The 15,021-nt window shown below is 62.3% G+C and carries 15 protein-coding genes and 1 pseudogene; 10 read left to right on the top strand and 6 right to left on the bottom strand.

The features are described 5' to 3' along the window. The first annotated feature begins 27 nt into the window (after positions 1-27). The 7 genes from J3O30_RS05380 (at position 28) to J3O30_RS05350 (ending at position 7,975) form a co-directional block, all read left to right on the top strand. The gene (locus J3O30_RS05380) at positions 28-1,239 is read left to right on the top strand and encodes a diaminopropionate ammonia-lyase (RefSeq protein WP_207583237.1); all 1,212 of its coding nucleotides are present in this window, start codon (positions 28-30) and stop codon (positions 1,237-1,239) included. After that, complete coding sequence (locus J3O30_RS05375) at positions 1,236-2,480, top strand: Zn-dependent hydrolase (RefSeq protein ID WP_207583236.1); 1,245 nt, start codon at positions 1,236-1,238, stop codon at positions 2,478-2,480. Before J3O30_RS05380 ends, J3O30_RS05375 begins: the two co-directional genes overlap by 4 nt. Then, on the top strand, positions 2,477-3,637 hold the full coding sequence (locus tag J3O30_RS05370) for a M20 aminoacylase family protein (protein WP_207583235.1): 1,161 nt from the start codon (positions 2,477-2,479) through the stop codon (positions 3,635-3,637). Before J3O30_RS05375 ends, J3O30_RS05370 begins: the two co-directional genes overlap by 4 nt. Positions 3,638-3,831: 194 nt before the next feature. Then, positions 3,832-4,257 carry a hypothetical protein gene (locus tag J3O30_RS05365; RefSeq protein ID WP_207583234.1) on the top strand — a complete coding sequence of 142 codons (426 nt, stop codon included), beginning with the start codon at positions 3,832-3,834 and terminating at the stop codon, positions 4,255-4,257. 330 nt (positions 4,258-4,587) lie between these two features. Continuing rightward, a complete protein-coding gene (locus J3O30_RS05360) occupies positions 4,588-6,768 on the top strand; it encodes a methyl-accepting chemotaxis protein (RefSeq protein ID WP_207583233.1) in 2,181 nt (726 codons plus the stop codon). A 159-nt stretch (positions 6,769-6,927) separates the two neighbouring features. Next, a complete protein-coding gene (locus J3O30_RS05355) occupies positions 6,928-7,236 on the top strand; it encodes a Dabb family protein (protein WP_207583232.1) in 309 nt (102 codons plus the stop codon). A 154-nt stretch (positions 7,237-7,390) separates the two neighbouring features. After that, positions 7,391-7,975: a cation transporter gene (locus J3O30_RS05350; protein ID WP_207583231.1), complete on the top strand. Its 585-nt coding sequence runs from the start codon at positions 7,391-7,393 to the stop codon at positions 7,973-7,975. A gap of 12 nt (positions 7,976-7,987) precedes the next feature. Here the strand turns inward: J3O30_RS05350 and J3O30_RS05345 are convergent, their stop codons facing one another. The 6 genes and pseudogenes from J3O30_RS05345 to J3O30_RS05325 form a co-directional block, all read right to left on the bottom strand. Beyond that, the gene (locus J3O30_RS05345; RefSeq protein ID WP_207583230.1) at positions 7,988-8,887 is read right to left on the bottom strand and encodes a zinc ABC transporter substrate-binding protein; all 900 of its coding nucleotides are present in this window, start codon (positions 8,885-8,887) and stop codon (positions 7,988-7,990) included. Between the two features lie 17 nt (positions 8,888-8,904). Next, positions 8,905-9,776, bottom strand: a pseudogene (locus J3O30_RS05340) (metal ABC transporter permease). Then, positions 9,773-10,522 carry a metal ABC transporter ATP-binding protein gene (locus J3O30_RS05335; RefSeq protein WP_207583228.1) on the bottom strand — a complete coding sequence of 250 codons (750 nt, stop codon included), beginning with the start codon at positions 10,520-10,522 and terminating at the stop codon, positions 9,773-9,775. Before J3O30_RS05335 ends, J3O30_RS05340 begins: the two are co-directional and overlap by 4 nt. Then, positions 10,519-10,647, bottom strand: coding sequence for a hypothetical protein (locus J3O30_RS33605; RefSeq protein WP_259673841.1), 129 nt, complete (start codon positions 10,645-10,647; stop codon positions 10,519-10,521). Before J3O30_RS33605 ends, J3O30_RS05335 begins: the two co-directional genes overlap by 4 nt. A 463-nt stretch (positions 10,648-11,110) precedes the next feature. After that, on the bottom strand, positions 11,111-11,596 hold the full coding sequence (locus J3O30_RS05330) for a peroxiredoxin (protein WP_207583227.1): 486 nt from the start codon (positions 11,594-11,596) through the stop codon (positions 11,111-11,113). 142 nt (positions 11,597-11,738) lie between these two features. After that, positions 11,739-12,578: a protein-disulfide reductase DsbD domain-containing protein gene (locus J3O30_RS05325; RefSeq protein ID WP_207583226.1), complete on the bottom strand. Its 840-nt coding sequence runs from the start codon at positions 12,576-12,578 to the stop codon at positions 11,739-11,741. Positions 12,579-12,717: 139 nt separating this feature from the next. On the opposite strand from J3O30_RS05325, the gene J3O30_RS05320 reads away from it, so the two are divergent. The 3 genes from J3O30_RS05320 (at position 12,718) to J3O30_RS05310 (ending at position 14,777) form a co-directional block, all read left to right on the top strand. Further along, a complete protein-coding gene (locus J3O30_RS05320) occupies positions 12,718-13,323 on the top strand; it encodes a YqgE/AlgH family protein (protein WP_207583225.1) in 606 nt (201 codons plus the stop codon). Positions 13,324-13,423: 100 nt separating this feature from the next. Next, complete coding sequence (locus tag J3O30_RS05315) at positions 13,424-13,615, top strand: CsbD family protein (RefSeq protein WP_007632797.1); 192 nt, start codon at positions 13,424-13,426, stop codon at positions 13,613-13,615. A 94-nt stretch (positions 13,616-13,709) separates the two neighbouring features. Beyond that, positions 13,710-14,777, top strand: coding sequence for a putative zinc-binding metallopeptidase (locus tag J3O30_RS05310; RefSeq protein WP_207583224.1), 1,068 nt, complete (start codon positions 13,710-13,712; stop codon positions 14,775-14,777). The last annotated feature ends 244 nt before the right edge of the window (positions 14,778-15,021 follow it).

Here is a 15,021-nt window from a genome sequence, read left to right as displayed (position 1 = left end):
TAGCCGAACACCTGAAACGAGGCGCACATGTTTTTGCTGAACACCAGCTCCGACTACCGTCAGCCGCTCGACCCGCGAGACGCCGAAATCCTCGGCATGGATGCCGCAAACGCCGTCGAGCGCCACCTGACATTCCGGCAAAACCACGCGGAAACGCCCCTCGTTGCTCTGCCGGCACTGGCAGCCGAGATTGGTGTCGGCTCGATCCACATCAAGGACGAAGGTCATCGGCTCGGCCTCGGAAGCTTCAAGGCGCTTGGCGGCGCCTATGCGGTGATCCGGCTCGTCCTCGAGGAAGCGGCCCATAGGCTCGGCCGCGCCGTCGATGTCTCCGAATTGCATTCTTCTCATGTCCGAGAGGTGGCCGAGACGATGACCGTCGCCTGCGCCACCGACGGCAATCACGGCCGGTCGGTGGCCCAGGGTGCACAGCTGGTGGGAGCCCGGGCGGCGATTTTCGTGCACGCCGGTGTCAGCGACGAACGCGTCGCCGCCATCGCCCGCTTCGGCGCTGAGATGATCCGTGTGGACGGAACCTATGACGATTCCGTCCGCGAAGCGGCGCGCATTGCCGAGGAGAAGGGGTGGACGATCGTGTCGGACACCTCATGGGCGGGTTATGAGCGCATTCCCGGGCTGGTGATGCAGGGCTACACCGCCCTTGTCCGGGAGGCGCTGAGAGCAATGCCGCAGCCGCCCACCCATGTCTTCATTCAGGCAGGCGTCGGCGGGATCGCTGCCACTGTCGCCGGCCACATGGCCATCGCCTTCGGCGACAAACGCCCGACCTTCACAGTCGTCGATCCCGCCCGCGCCGCCTGCCTGTTCGAAACGGCGCGGGCCGGACATTTGGTAACCGTTGCCCATGGCGAGCCGACGGTTATGGCGATGCTCGAATGTTACGAACCCTCGCTCGTCGCCTGGCGTATTCTCTCTCGGGTCGCGGACGCGTTCATGACCGTGGATGAAGACGAGGCGATCTCGGTGATGAAGCGGCTCGCCGATCCGGCTGGCAACGATCCCGCGATGGTCGCCGGCGAAAGCGGCGGGGTGGGGCTTGCCGGGCTGATCCGCGCCGTCAGCGATCCTGCGATCAGGGAGGCTCTGTCGATCGACGGCCATTCCCGTATCTTCCTGGTGAACACCGAAGGCGCGACCGATCCCGGCAAATATGAAGAGATCGTCGGCCTATCCCCGGCGGTGGTCGCCGCTAAAGGCAAGATCGGAGCTTCAGCATGAGCCATCGTTCGATCGATCCCGCGCGCCTGCTCGGACGCATCGCCAAGCTCGGCGAGATCGGCCGCGATGCCGACGGAAGGCTTGTCCGATTGGCGGCGTCCGATAGCGAAAAGCTTGGACGCGATCAGGTTGTCTCCTGGCTCGATGAGGCCGGGCTGGAGGTTGCAGTCGACCATATCGGCAACATCTTCGGCATCTGGAATGGCGCGGGCGCCGGGAAAAAGCCGATCATGATCGGCTCCCACATCGACACGGTGATCAATGCGGGCATCTATGACGGATGTTATGGCGTGCTGGCCGGCCTGGAGGTGATCAAGACCCTCAAAAGCCAAGGGTTTGAACCGTCGCGCCCAATCGTTGTTGCCGCCTTCACCAATGAGGAAGGGGTGCGCTATGCGCCCGACATGATGGGTTCGCTGGTCTATTCCGGAGGCCTCGATGTCACTGCTGCGCTGAAGACGGTGGGCACGGATGGCACGGTGCTCGGCGATGAACTCGCGCGGATCGGCTATGCCGGCACCCATGCGCCCGGCTTCATGACGCCGCATGCCTATGTCGAACTGCATATCGAGCAAGGTCCTGTTCTCGAGAGGGAGCGCATATCGGTCGGCGCGGTCGAGGATCTGCAGGGCATTTCGTGGCAGAGGGTGACCATCGACGGTGATGCCAATCATGCCGGCACGACACCGATCTCGATGCGCCGGGACGCCGGCTACGCGGCTGCCCGCGTCATCACCTTTCTGCGGGACCGCGCAAAGGCATCGAACACCCCAACTGTCGCGACCGTCGGCTGCATCGCCTTCGAACCGAACGCCATCAATGTCATTCCTTCACGCGCGACGTTCACGGTCGATCTGCGTGATCCGGACGAAGACCGACTGAAAGAAGAGGAAAACGCGCTCGCCGCATTCCTCGATCTGCTTTCCTCAGACGAAAAGGTTGGCGTATCCGTCGAGCGGCTGGCACGATTCGAGCCGGTCAAGTTCGATCGAGCGATCGTTCAACGGATTGAGGTTGCCGCCGGGGATCGCGGCCTGGCGTGCAGGCGCATGACATCGGGTGCCGGCCATGACGCCCAGATGATTGCGCGCATCGCGCCAAGCGCGATGATCTTCGTGCCCAGCCGCGGCGGGATCAGTCATAATCCGAAGGAGTTCACATCAGACACGGACCTTGTCGCGGGAGCGAATATCCTCCTCGACGTCGTTTGCGGACTTGCAACAGGGGAACGGCCGAAATGAGCGTCGACAGCCAGATGCTGCAACGGGAAATGACCGCCTGGAGGCGCGACCTTCACAGCCATCCCGAATTCGGCTTCGAGGAGAAGCGGACGGCGGCCTTCGTCGCGCGGAAATTGCGGGAATTCGGGCTCGACGAGGTGGTCGAAGGTGTTGGCGGCACAGGGGTTGTCGGAACGCTCAGGCGTGGCGGCGGCAATCGTTCCATCGCGCTGCGCGCCGATATGGATGCCCTCAGGATCACCGAACAGGGCGATCGGTCCTATCGATCGCAGGCCGCCGGCGTGATGCACGCCTGCGGCCATGACGGCCATACGGCAATGCTGCTTGGCGCCGCCAGGATGCTGTCGGAGGAAGGCCATTTCGACGGCACGGTCCGGTTCATCTTTCAGCCTGCCGAGGAGTGGGGCAAAGGCGCCTTGGCGATGCTCGGCGATGGCCTGATGACGCGCTTTCCCTTCGACGAAATCTACGGCCTGCACAACATGCCGGGTCTTCCGGTCGGCGTTTTCGAGACCCGCGCCGGCGCGATCATGTCGGCTGAGGATAATTTCGAGATTGTCCTCAAGGGCGTCGGCGGACACGCCGCGCGTCCGCACTCAGGCAACGAAGTCCTGGTCGCCGCCTGCGCACTGGTGACGAACCTCCAGACGATCGTTTCCCGTCGGCTCGATCCGACCGATATCGGCGTCGTCTCGGTGACCGAACTTCTGACCGACGGCACCCGCAACGCTCTGCCCGGGCTGGCGCGCATCCTCGGCGATGCCCGCAGCTTCCGCCCCGAGGTCAGCGCGCTGGTCGAGAAGCAGATGCGCCTGATCGCAGAGGGGACGGCGCTTGCCCACAATGTTTCGGCCGAGGTGAATTACACCAGAGAATTCGTCCCGCTGCTCAATGATGCCGTCCTTGTGGAGGAAGCCTTTGCCGCAGCCAGCAGTGTCTTCCCCACGGAAAATATCAATGCCCGGCGCGAGCCGATGACCGGATCGGAAGACTTCGCGCGCTTCCTCGACCATGTCCCCGGCTGCTTCGTCTTCCTGGGCAATGGCGAAGACTCCGCGCCGCTTCACAATCCGAATTACGATTTCAACGACGATGGACTGATCCATGGGGCCAAATTCCACACGAGCATCGTGCGTCGGCGCCTGAACGCAAACTGACATCCGATCCGATCGGGCGCGGCCTGCACCGAGCCTCGAAACCGAAGACATCTGAGGCGCGCGGGGACCTCGCCGCCCGTTTTCGGATGCATCGCGTTACGGGAATAGACGAAGGCGTCTACAACCCCCTCCGACAGACCATTGACCAACGGTCTGCGATGTGCGCCTCTCAGTGCTTGCACAAGGAAAATCCCATGCTCAAATTTCTGCTCACCCTGTCCTTGGGTGTTTTTTGCGTCGCGCCGCTTCAGGCCGGCGAACTCACTCCCGCCACCAAAAGCTGCCTGTCGGGGGAAAAACAAGGGCATTGCGAGCGCTGGGTCAAGGATTTCAAGACAGCCACGGAACTGGCGCATAAAGGCGATCACGGCGCACAGGTAACCGTCGCCTTCTGCCTGTCCACCGGATGCCATGGCGCCGTCACCATCGACAAGGTCGCTTCCTGCAGCTGGCACCTCGTCATCGCCAATTCGGGTGCCGCGACAGTGCTCGATGGTTCCAACCTCAGGAACACCTGCCGGCCGATGACGCCGGCTGAGAAAGACCAGGCCCGCGCCTTGTCCCGCGATCTGGTCCAGAAGATCTATAAGCGCCCGATGGTCACGACCGATCAGATGTAGTCTTCATCTCGCCGATTTTGATTGAATTTCCTAGCCCTTAAACTTTTATTCACAGCCTGCTGATCTTGTACTGACCGCAATGATGATCGTCATCGCAGCCGGCAATGTTGCCGCTCCCGATGACGATCCGCACGGCGCGCGGTGATGTTTCCGCTTGCATCTTCGGGATGAACCCGCCGAAATTTTCAATTCGCCTGGTTTCGAAGACAGAGACGCGTGCTCACCCGCACGCATGCGTGGCTCGCCTATCCCTCATTCAGCGCCGCCAGCCTTCCTCGATGACCTCGCGCCCGAAGCAGATTTCATCAGCCGACATGAAGGGCTTTTTAGATGATCAGAACCGTTTCAGCGAAACTCATCCTTGCGACCGGCACTGCGATCGCCGGCGTCCTGATCGCTTACACCGCCTTCAATGCGGTGAGTGTGAAGACCAATACCGAGCGGGAGGTCATGGCGCTGGCGACCGAGCAGGCGGCCGTGGTCAGCCAACAGGTGGCAACCAATATCACCGAGGCCACCTCGGCCGGTACGGCTCTGGCCGCAAGCCTCTCCGGTTTCGTCGACGGCGGATCGAAAAGCCGGGCCGACATCGTTGCGATGATCAAGGCCGTGGCTCCGCAATATCCGAGCGTGTTCGGCGCCTGGATGTGCGAATTGATCGACGGTCCCCACCCGACAACCGGCACGGAGGCCTTGAACAAGGAAGGTATTTTCACGCCGTATTGGACCAAGGGCGATGACGGCAAGATGGAATTCTCGACATGGAGCATCAAGCCTGAGGACGAATATTACAGCGCGCCGCTGAAGAGCGGAAAGGCGATCATCACCTCTCCCTATCTGACCAACATGAATAAGCTCGTCACCTCGGTTTCGGTGCCGATGCAAGTGAACGGGACTGTCGTTGGCCTTGCCGGCGTCGATATCAAGCTCGATGATCTCACAGCCGCCTTGACGCAGATGCACCCCTTCGATGGCGGGCGGGTCATGCTGCTTGCCAATGACGGCAAGTGGCTCGCCCATCCCGACAAAGACAATCTGATGAAGGACTACGCCGATGCCGGCGCAGATGACGTCAAGCAGGCGCTGGCCGACGGCAAGATGCGGGTGATATCTGGTTTGCCTGATGGCGCCGTCCGCCTGGTCTATCCGTTTACCGCCCGCGGAATGAACACCACCTGGGCGGCGGTCCTGGATGTGCCGGCCGCAACCTTCTCGGCGCCGGTTTGGCAACAGATCTACAATACGGTCATTGGCGGACTTCTTATTCTGGCCGTGATGCTCGGCGTCATCCTGACGGCGAGCCGCACCCTGATCGGCAAGCCGCTGAAGGGGATTCTGAGCGCCGTCCAGAAGATGGCGGGCGGGAATTATCGCGAGCAGATCGACCATAATGGCAGCGCCGACGAGCTTGGAAGCCTGAAGAGCGCGCTCGAAAAATTCCGCCATCAACTCGCCCGCGGCGAGGCGCTCAAGGACGAGCAGGAGACGCTTCAGGCGCAGGTCGAAACCGACCGCAAACGCCAGGGCGACCTCGAGCAGGCCAAGGCCGAGGATCTGCACCATTTCGTCGAAGTCGTGCAGAGCCGGTTCGGCCTTCTGGCTTCGGGCGATCTGACCGTCAGGATGAACGACAAGGTGGCGCCGGAATTCGAGACGATCCGGGCGAACTTCAATACGTCGGTTTCCGCATTGGAAGACACCATCCGCAACGTCGTCCACGCCGTTTACACCATCCGCTCAGGCCTCGGCGAGATTTCGACGGCGTCGAACGATCTTGCGCGGCGCACGGAACAGCAGGCCGCCTCACTGGAGGAAACGGTCGCGGCACTCGGTGAAGTCACCCGCGGCGTCAACGACACGTCCGAAGGGGCAAACAGCGCGCAGCAAACGATGAAGCTTGCCCGCGCCGATGCCGAAAAGGGCGGCGAAGTCGTTGCCCGTGCGATCGAGGCGATGACCGAAATCCAGGGCTCCTCCGGCAAGATCGGCAATATCATCCGGGTGATCGACGAAATCGCCTTCCAGACCAACCTGCTGGCGCTCAATGCCGGCGTCGAGGCAGCGCGGGCCGGTGAAGCCGGCAAGGGCTTTGCCGTCGTCGCCCAGGAGGTCAGGGAACTGGCGCAACGCTCCGCCCAGGCGGCAAAGGAAATCAGCGGGCTGATCTCAATGTCGTCGTCGCAGGTTCAGACCGGCGTCAACCTGGTCGAAGAAACCGGTGTGGCGCTCTCCAAGATCGTCGATCGCGTTGTCGGCATGAGCGATACGGTCAATGAAATCGCCACCAGCGCGCAGGCGCAGGCAATCAGCCTGCGGGAAGTTTCCGCCGCCGCCGATCTGATGGACAAGGTTACCCAGCAGAACGCCGCCATGGTCGAAGAGACGACGGCCGCAGCACAGGGGCTTGCGCAGGAAACGGAGAACCTGGCAGCGGTCGTCGGCCGCTTCGGCCTCGGCGGCGCAGTTTCGCGCGCCAGCCAGTCGCCAGCAGCGATGAAGCTGGCGAGCTGATCAATGCATGTCATCAGGACGTGTGCAGCGGTTCCGAGACACCGACCTGCATAAACAAAAGAGCCAGCTTCACGCCGCAACGCCGGCGTGGAAATAATCTCATTGCCCTCCCGGCTTTCGCGGCTATTCTGCCGGCACAGAAAATCGGGAGGAGCACTGATGATCCTGCACTGCGTATTCCTGCGGCTGAAGACCGCGGTGACGAGCGACGACAAGCAGTCGCTGTTTGCGGCGATCGCCGCCCTCAAGCAGGTTATTCCCGGCATCCTTGATATCAAATACGGGCCGAACGTTTCGCCCGAGGGGCTGCACGGCGGCTTCGTCGACGGTTTTGCCGTGACCTTTGAGAGTGCTGAGGCTCGCGACGCCTATCTCATCCATCCCGAGCATGCGACCGTTGGCGAGCGTATCGTCTCTTCGACGGATGGAGGCCTTGCCGGCATCCTGGTCTTCGACCTCAATCTGTAAGAGCCGCAAGCGGTCTACGCGAAAACGGGATCGGCCCGAGCGGCCCTCCCCTTGTGCTGCAAGGACATGCTGCACTTAGGCTTGCAGCAGTGTCTCGCAGCCGCGAGCAAACAGCGCCGTCCTCGGCTGATTTATGGAAAAGACTGATACGGATATGCAAAGTTCCGCCCTTCGCCGCGCCGTCACGATCGTCGCGCTCGCGAACCTCGCCTATTTCGGAATCGAGTTCACGGTCGCCCTTTCGATCGGGTCTGTCTCGCTTTTCGCAGACTCGGTCGATTTCCTCGAAGATGCCTCGGTCAATCTGTTGATCCTGATGGCGCTCGGCTGGTCGATGCGGTCGCGAGCCCGCGTCGGCATGGCACTCGCCGCAATTCTGCTCGCACCGGCGATCGCCACGATCTGGACCGCTTGGCAGAAGTTCACCGTGCCTGTTGCGCCCGAGGCCTTTGCGTTATCCCTGACTGGCCTCGGCGCCCTCGTCGTCAATCTGGGCTGCGCCTTGCTGCTCGCCCGCTTTCGTCATCACGGCGGAAGCCTGACGAAGGCGGCCTTCCTGTCCGCCCGCAACGACGCGGTCGCGAATATCGCCATCGTCGGTGCGGGATTGATCACCGCGTTTTTCTGGACGTCGGCGTGGCCCGACCTGATCGTCGGGATCGGCATCGCAATCATGAATGTCGATGCGGCGCGCGAGGTGTGGACTGCGGCCCGTGACGAGCACCGGGCCGCAGCCTGACTGTGCGCCAGCTCAGCTCGATTTCGCCATGGCGGCGGCGAGCTGGTCGACATTGTAGCGGAACATCTTCTCGTAGGTCGGCGCCGGTCCCTTGGCGTCGGACAGCGATTCGACATAGAGCTCGCCGCCGGGCTCGGCACCGGTTGCCTTGGCGACCTGCTTGACCAGGCGCGGATCGTTGGAATTCTCGAAGAAATAGGCCTTCACGTGCTCGCCCTTGATCTGCTCGATCAGTTTGGCGACGTCGGCGGCCGATGCCTCGCTTTCGGTGGAAAGGCCGAGGGGCGCGAGGAAGCTGACATTATACTCGCGGCCGAAATAACCGAAGGCGTCATGGCTGGTCAGCACCTTGCGGCGATCGTCGGCTACCTTGTCGAATTTCGCGTGGGCGTAGGTGTTCAATTCGTCCAGCCTCTTTGTATACGTCTCGGCATTGGCCTTGAACGCCGCGGCATCGGCGGGGTCGGCAGATGACAGCGCCCTCTCGATATTGGCGACCCAGATCTTGACGTTGACCGGGCTGTTCCAGACATGCGGATCGGTGATCTTTTCGCCGTCCTCATCCATGGTGCGGGTGTCGATGCCTTCGGAGACGGTGACCGGCTTGCCCTTGTAGCCCGAGGCGGTGATCAGCCGGTCCATCCAGCCTTCCAGCCCTTCGCCGCTGACGAAGGTCACTTGAGCCGCGTTCAAATTCTTGGCGTCGGCCGGCGACGGCTCGAATTCATGGGGATCGCCGTTCGGCCCAACGAGGCTCTTCACGTCAACATGGTCGCCGCCCACCTCCCTGACGACATCGGCAAGCACGGTGAAGGAGGCAACCACCTTCAGCGTTTCGGCGGAGGCCGGCATGGCCGACAGCGCCATCAGAGCGGGGATTGCTGCGGAGAGAAGCAGTCTGTGCGATGTCATCGAGGTCTCCTTGGGAATCAGCCCTTCAGATGCGGGCGGGAAAGAAGCGCCTGGCGAGGCCCGAGGGCGCGAAAAAGATCGAAAAGGCGTAGAGGATCGCCGCCGTCATGATGATCGTCGGGCCGGAGGCGAGTTCGAGATGGTAGGAGGCGATCAGGCCGAGATAGCCGGAGGCGGCGGCACTTGAAGCAGCGATCGCCATCATCACGGCTAAGCTGCGCGACCAGAGCTGGGCGACCGCCGCCGGCAGCATCATCAGGCCGACCGCCATCAGTGTGCCGAGCGCCTGGAAGCTGGCGACGAGGTTCAAGACCACCATCAGCAGAAAGAGGACGTGATAGACCGGGCCACGCCCGCCGACGGCGCGCAGGAAGCCGGGATCGAAACATTCGGCCACCAGCGGCCGGTAGATGACCGCGAGGATGACGAGGGTCAGCGAGGTGATCGCGCCGATCAGATAAAGGGCCGGAGCATCGATCGCCAGAATGGTGCCGAAGAGCACATGCAGCAGATCGATATTCGAACCGCGCAGCGAGACGATCAGCACGCCGAGCGCCAGCGACGCGAGATAGAAGCTGGCAAAGCTCGCATCCTCCTGCAGCACGGTCATCCGGCTGACGGCGCCGGAAAGCAGCGCCACCGACAGGCCGGCGACAAGGCCGCCGAGGCCCATCGCCGTCAGCGACAGCGAGCCGGCGACGAGGTAACCGATCGCCGCCCCCGGCAGCACGGCATGGCTCATGGCATCGCCCATCAGGCTCATGCGCCTGAGCATCAGGAAGACGCCGATCGGCCCGGAGCCGAGTCCGAGGCAAAGGCAGGCGACCAGCGCCCGGCGCATGAAACCGAAATCGGCAAACGGCGCGAAGAAGAGATCGTAAGCCGTCATGCCGCCGGCGCCTGTTCAGGGCCGCAAGCCTCGGCATCCTCATCCCAGCGCTCGGCCATGGCGCGGGCCTTCAGCAGATTGACTGAAGACATGACCTCGGCGGTCGGGCCCCAGCCGACAAGCTCGCGGGCAAGCAGCAGGGTCTCGGGAAAATGCGCGCGCACGAGCTCGAAATCATGCAGCACGGCAATCACCGTGCGGCCCTCGCCATGCCAGCGGGTGACGATATCGATCAGGTCCCTGGTGGTGCGGGCATCGATTGCCGTAAACGGCTCGTCGAGCAGGATGATGCCGGCATCCTGCAGCAGCAGGCGGGCAAACAGCACACGCTGGAACTGGCCTGCCGACAGCGATCCAACATGACGTTTTCCGAAACCTTCGAGCCCGACCGCGGATAGCGCCTCGCCTGCCCTCTTCATCTCGCTGGGCGCAATGCGGCCGAAAGCTCCGGTTTTCTTCCAGGCGCCGAGCATGACGGTGTCGATGACCGAGATCGGAAAACGCCGGTCGATCTCGGCCGCCTGCGGGAGATAACCGAATTCCGCCCGCCCCAGCCGATGCTCGACCCTGCCTTCGGCCGGGCGAAGCTCCCCCATGATCGCCTTCAACAGCGTCGACTTGCCAGCCCCATTCGGCCCGGCAATCGCCGTCAGGCTGCCCGGCGCAAAGGCGCCGGAGACATGATGGATGGCGGGATGCCGGTTATAGGCGACCGTCAGATTGTCGATACGGATCACCGGCGTCATGGCAGCAGAACCGCCCAATGAATGGCCAGCCAAAGGGCGGCAATGACCAGCGAGATGCCGATCACCCTGGATAGAGCCGACTGTCCCAGCAGGCTGACGGAGGGGCGGTCGGGGTTCGGCGGCATGGCTCAATCCTATAAATGTTATAACATGACGGTTATGTTATAACAATTGTGGCGAGATTGAGGCGAGGCTTCGTCGCGAAGTTGTTATTGCGGGATAGCGAGGTGCGGCCATTTGACAGCCAAGTGCGTCAGGGCGGCTTAGCGCATATAGGGGTCGGCGGAGAAACTGAACCCGTCGATGTGGCGTCGATCGGCAGCGGAGCCTGAGCGTGATGAGAGCTAGAGAGAGCTATCGATGGGAGGCATAATCCGCGCGCATCCCACCAACGTTGCTGTCCTTGCTGCAGAACCCACCCCACCCTCCGTCGTCCTCGGGCTTGACCCGAGGATCCACTTTGCCCTCGATCAGCACCGGGCGTGGATCCCAGGCTCAAGGCCTGGGATGACAGAGGGTTGGGGGCCAATAGTGCCAAACTCAGTGCGTCGATTTCCAGGTATTAAGTGGCAGATACCGATCGAACGCTCAGAGCAATTCCAGCATCGCGGCTGCACCCGAGACCGTGGCCTGGCCGGGGCTTTCCTCGATGTTGAGGGCTTTGACCACGCCGTCTTCCAGCAGCATCGAATAACGCTTGGAGCGCAGGCCGAGGCCGCCGGCGGAGAGGTCGGTGTCGAGGCCGACGGCCTTGGTGAAGCCGGCGTCCCAATCGGCGAGGAAGTGGATCTTGCCCATGCCGCCGGAGGATTGCGCCCAGGCGCCCATCACATGCCAGTCGTTGACAGAGACAACGGCGATGTCGTCGACGCCTTTGCCGAGGATGGTGTCGCGGTTTTCGAGATAACCCGGCAGGTGGTTCAGCGAGCAAGTGGGCGTGAAGGCGCCCGGCACGGCAAACAGCACGACGCGTTTGCCGGAAAAGAGCTGTTCGGTGGTGATTTCGACCGGGCCGTCAGCGGTCTTTTCCTTGAAGGTGGCAGCAGGAAGCTTGTCGCCGATTGCGATGGTCATGGTTTTCTCCTTGAGTTCCGGCTTTGGAGGGCCGGCTTGTTGAGGTTCTGGCATTGGCGGCGGCGGGCACCGCAGAAGGATCTGCGGCGACTATAAGATCGGCTCCTTCAAAGGCAAGGCCGAGCGTTCAAAGGCAAGCCCGTCACTCAAAAGGAACGGTCGTCTCCATTGCCCTTTCGCCATTGATTACCAGCACGCCCCAGCGCTTGCCTGATATGTCGTAATCCTTCGGCAGTTTGCCGATGGCGACGTCGGTCTTGAAGACAGCGCCGTCGCGTTTGCCGCCGATCTGCTTGGTGAAGGCATAACCGCTCGGCCCGGTGACGATGATATCGGGCGCGCCCGTCCCTTCGCCCGGCAAGGCCAGCGTCAGCGACAGCGTCTTCCGGTCAGCCGCCATCGCATGCGCCGTCACATCGAAATCGGCCGATGGCGCCTTCGGCAGGCTTGCATCGGCCGCCGCAAGGATCGCCTCCTCTTGGCGGTGCGACTGGATGGCAGGGCCAAGCTTCAGCTGAAAATTCGCCTGGAAGGGAATGCAGATATCTTTGCAGATGCCGATGAAGGCCAAGGCGTCGATCTCGACTTCGCCTTTGCCTGCCGCTTTCAGCGACAGCGGCAGCGTTACCGGCGCGTCATAGCCGATATCCTCGACCACGCCGTTGAAGAAATGCTTCGGAACGGGATAGCCGATGGCATCGAGCGTCACGCCGCTGCCCGCCGCGATGGTGAACTGAGGCGGAATGCCGCTGTTTCCGGGCTCTTTCCAATAGGTGATCCAGCCTGCTTTCGGCTCGATCTGCAGAGCGGCGCGGATTTTGCCGGCGGCATCGGGCGCCAGTGCGACGAGGCGCATACGGCCGCCTTCGTTCTCCGCCCAGGCGCTCATTTCCGCGTGGGCCGAACAATGGGCGGCGAGAACTGCGCCCATTGAGACGACCGCAATTAAAAGCCGGCGCGGGACCGAGGAAATAATCATCATGGAACAAAGGTTTATCGAAAGTGCTGTTTGGCCGCCAGAAGTCGCGGCGATTTAAATCTTCATTTTTGGTTGATTGATGTGTGACATTGGCCCATGTTTCTCTTGTCAAGCCTCGGTGCGGTTGGCAGCAGGAGGAACGATGTCCTTATCGACGCTGAAGAACAGACGGGAACGTGGCTTCTTCGATGGCCAGTTCCTCATCGCCATGCCCGGCATCGAAGACCGCAATTTTGCGCGCACGGTGATCTATATCTGCGCTCATTCGGATGCCGGCGCCATGGGCTTCGTCATCAACCGCCCGCAGAACCTCACCTTCACCGATGTGCTGCTGCATCTCGATATGATCAAGCAGGAAGATTCGATCGTGCTGCCGAAGCGAGCGCGCGACTTCCCGATCCAGACCGGCGGCCCGGTGGAAAGCGGCCGCGGCTTCGTGCTGCATTCGGACGATTACTCCAGCGATTCCTCGATCCCCGTCAGCGACGACATCTGCCTGACGGCGACGCTCGACATCGTACGTGCCATCTCCAAGGGCGATGGGCCAACGCGCGCGACGATGCTGCTCGGCTATTCCTCCTGGTCGGCCGGCCAGCTGGAAAACGAGGTCGTCAACAATGGCTGGCTCACCTGCGCGGCCAATGAGGAACTGATCTTCGACCGCAGCCTCGACGACAAATACGAGCGGGCGCTCGCCGGCATGGGTGTTACCGCTGCCATGCTTTCGGCCGAAGCCGGGCATGCCTGAGCCGACTGGCCTGAATGTGGCGGGAACGAATAGTTGCGATTGACGTTTCATTTCGGCAAACACGGGCAAGAGGCCCGTGCTGACGAAGGAGACATCACCTATGGGTAGCACCAGCGACAAGATTTCCGGCAAGGCAAACGAAATTGCCGGCAAGACCAAGCAGGCCGTCGGCAAAGCCACGGATGATCGCGAAATGCAGGCCAAGGGCACCGTTCAGGAAGCCAAAGGCAAGGGGCAGGTCGCAACCGGTAAGGTCAAGGACAAGCTCAAGGGCGCCGTCGACCGGCTCTGAGCCACAAGCTCATCCGTCATGAACCATGCCTGCTGCGCCCCTCGCGCGGCAGGCATTTTTAATCCACCACACTCAGGCTGTGCAGAGATATACGATGAAGCTTTTCGCCTGCGACAATTGCGATCAGGTCGTCCACTTCGACAACCGCCAATGCGTCCGTTGCAACCATCGCCTCGGCTTCCTGCCCGGCGATCTCGCCATGCATGCGCTGGAGCCGCGCGACGAAACGCTTTGGCAGCTCGTTTCGGACCCCGACCGTGAAGTCCGCTTCTGCGCCAATGCCGGCCTCGACATCTGCAACTGGCTGGTGGACGGCGATGGCGAAAGCGAATTCTGCGTTGCCTGCCGCCATAACCGGTTGGTTCCGAACACCGATACCCAGAACGGCATCGATCGCTGGCGGCGCATCAGCCAGGCGCAGCGTCATCTGTTTTATTCGCTGTTGCGCTGGAGGCTGCCGCATCCCGATCGGGCGCAAGATCCGGAAGGTGGGTTGGTGTTCGATTTCCTCGAAGATTCGATCGAGAGCAACGGCTATGTCGTGCCGGCCATGACCGGCCACGAGGAAGGGCTGATCACCATCCGCGCCGCAGAGGCCGACGATGCGACGCGCGAGCAGGCGCGCAGCTCGATGAACGAACCCTATCGCACCCTGCTTGGCCATTTCCGCCATGAGACCGGCCATTTCATCTGGAACAAGTTGGTGCGCGACCGCGACGGCCAGGCGGATTTCCGCGCCGTCTTCGGCGACGAGCGGCAGGATTATGCAGCCGCCCTGCAAAACCATTATGCCGGCGGCGCGCCCGCGGGATGGCAGGACAATTTCATCAGCGCCTATGCGGCATCCCACCCCTGGGAGGATTTTGCCGAATGTTTCGCCCATTACCTCCATATCGTCGATACGCTCGAAACCGCCCGCGCCTTCGGCATCGCCATCGATCCGCGCGGCCATGAGGAAATCGCCGGCGAGGTGGATTTCCTTCCCTACCGGGCAAGGAGCGCCGAACAGCTGGTCAGCGCCTGGGTGCCGCTCAGCCTGGCGATCAACGCCATCCAGCGCAGCATGGGCCAACCGGATTCCTACCCCTTCGTGCTCTCCTCACCTGTCGTGGCCAAGCTCGAATATCTGCACCGGCTGATCCAAGGCGCGGCGGCATCGTAGCAGGCGGCGGCGCGAGAGAGCTGCTGCTTGCTTCCTCTTCTCCCCAGCGGGGGTCCGAAGGACGGGTCGAGACCTGTGGCTCGACCGCGGTCGGTGGCCCGAAGGGTCTGATGAGGGTGCACGCACGGCGTGCCCTTCATCATTGCCCTTCGCTCGCGCTCAGCGCATTCGCGCTCGCCGCTCACCCCCTCATCTGCCTGCCGGCATCTTCTCCCCGCTGGGGAGAAGGGGAATCGTGGCAGCG

This window comes from Rhizobium sp. NZLR1, from assembly GCF_017357385.1.
GTDB lineage: Bacteria > Pseudomonadota > Alphaproteobacteria > Rhizobiales > Rhizobiaceae > Rhizobium.
This window is presented reverse-complemented; position numbering and strand designations above follow the sequence as displayed.

Bases quoted from the DNA above. Each gene is read 5' to 3' on its own strand.
- J3O30_RS05380 (WP_207583237.1), top strand. From the start codon at position 28: ATGTTTTTGCTGAACACCAGCTCCGACTACCGTCAGCCGCTCGACCCG.
- J3O30_RS05375 (WP_207583236.1), top strand. From the start codon at position 1,236: ATGAGCCATCGTTCGATCGATCCCGCGCGCCTGCTCGGACGCATCGCC.
- J3O30_RS05370 (WP_207583235.1), top strand. From the start codon at position 2,477: ATGAGCGTCGACAGCCAGATGCTGCAACGGGAAATGACCGCCTGGAGG.
- J3O30_RS05365 (WP_207583234.1), top strand. From the start codon at position 3,832: ATGCTCAAATTTCTGCTCACCCTGTCCTTGGGTGTTTTTTGCGTCGCG.
- J3O30_RS05360 (WP_207583233.1), top strand. From the start codon at position 4,588: ATGATCAGAACCGTTTCAGCGAAACTCATCCTTGCGACCGGCACTGCG.
- J3O30_RS05355 (WP_207583232.1), top strand. From the start codon at position 6,928: ATGATCCTGCACTGCGTATTCCTGCGGCTGAAGACCGCGGTGACGAGC.
- J3O30_RS05350 (WP_207583231.1), top strand. From the start codon at position 7,391: ATGCAAAGTTCCGCCCTTCGCCGCGCCGTCACGATCGTCGCGCTCGCG.
- J3O30_RS05345 (WP_207583230.1), bottom strand. From the start codon at position 8,887: ATGACATCGCACAGACTGCTTCTCTCCGCAGCAATCCCCGCTCTGATG.
- J3O30_RS05335 (WP_207583228.1), bottom strand. From the start codon at position 10,522: ATGACGCCGGTGATCCGTATCGACAATCTGACGGTCGCCTATAACCGG.
- J3O30_RS33605 (WP_259673841.1), bottom strand. From the start codon at position 10,647: ATGCCGCCGAACCCCGACCGCCCCTCCGTCAGCCTGCTGGGACAGTCG.
- J3O30_RS05330 (WP_207583227.1), bottom strand. From the start codon at position 11,596: ATGACCATCGCAATCGGCGACAAGCTTCCTGCTGCCACCTTCAAGGAA.
- J3O30_RS05325 (WP_207583226.1), bottom strand. From the start codon at position 12,578: ATGATGATTATTTCCTCGGTCCCGCGCCGGCTTTTAATTGCGGTCGTC.
- J3O30_RS05320 (WP_207583225.1), top strand. From the start codon at position 12,718: ATGTCCTTATCGACGCTGAAGAACAGACGGGAACGTGGCTTCTTCGAT.
- J3O30_RS05315 (WP_007632797.1), top strand. From the start codon at position 13,424: ATGGGTAGCACCAGCGACAAGATTTCCGGCAAGGCAAACGAAATTGCC.
- J3O30_RS05310 (WP_207583224.1), top strand. From the start codon at position 13,710: ATGAAGCTTTTCGCCTGCGACAATTGCGATCAGGTCGTCCACTTCGAC.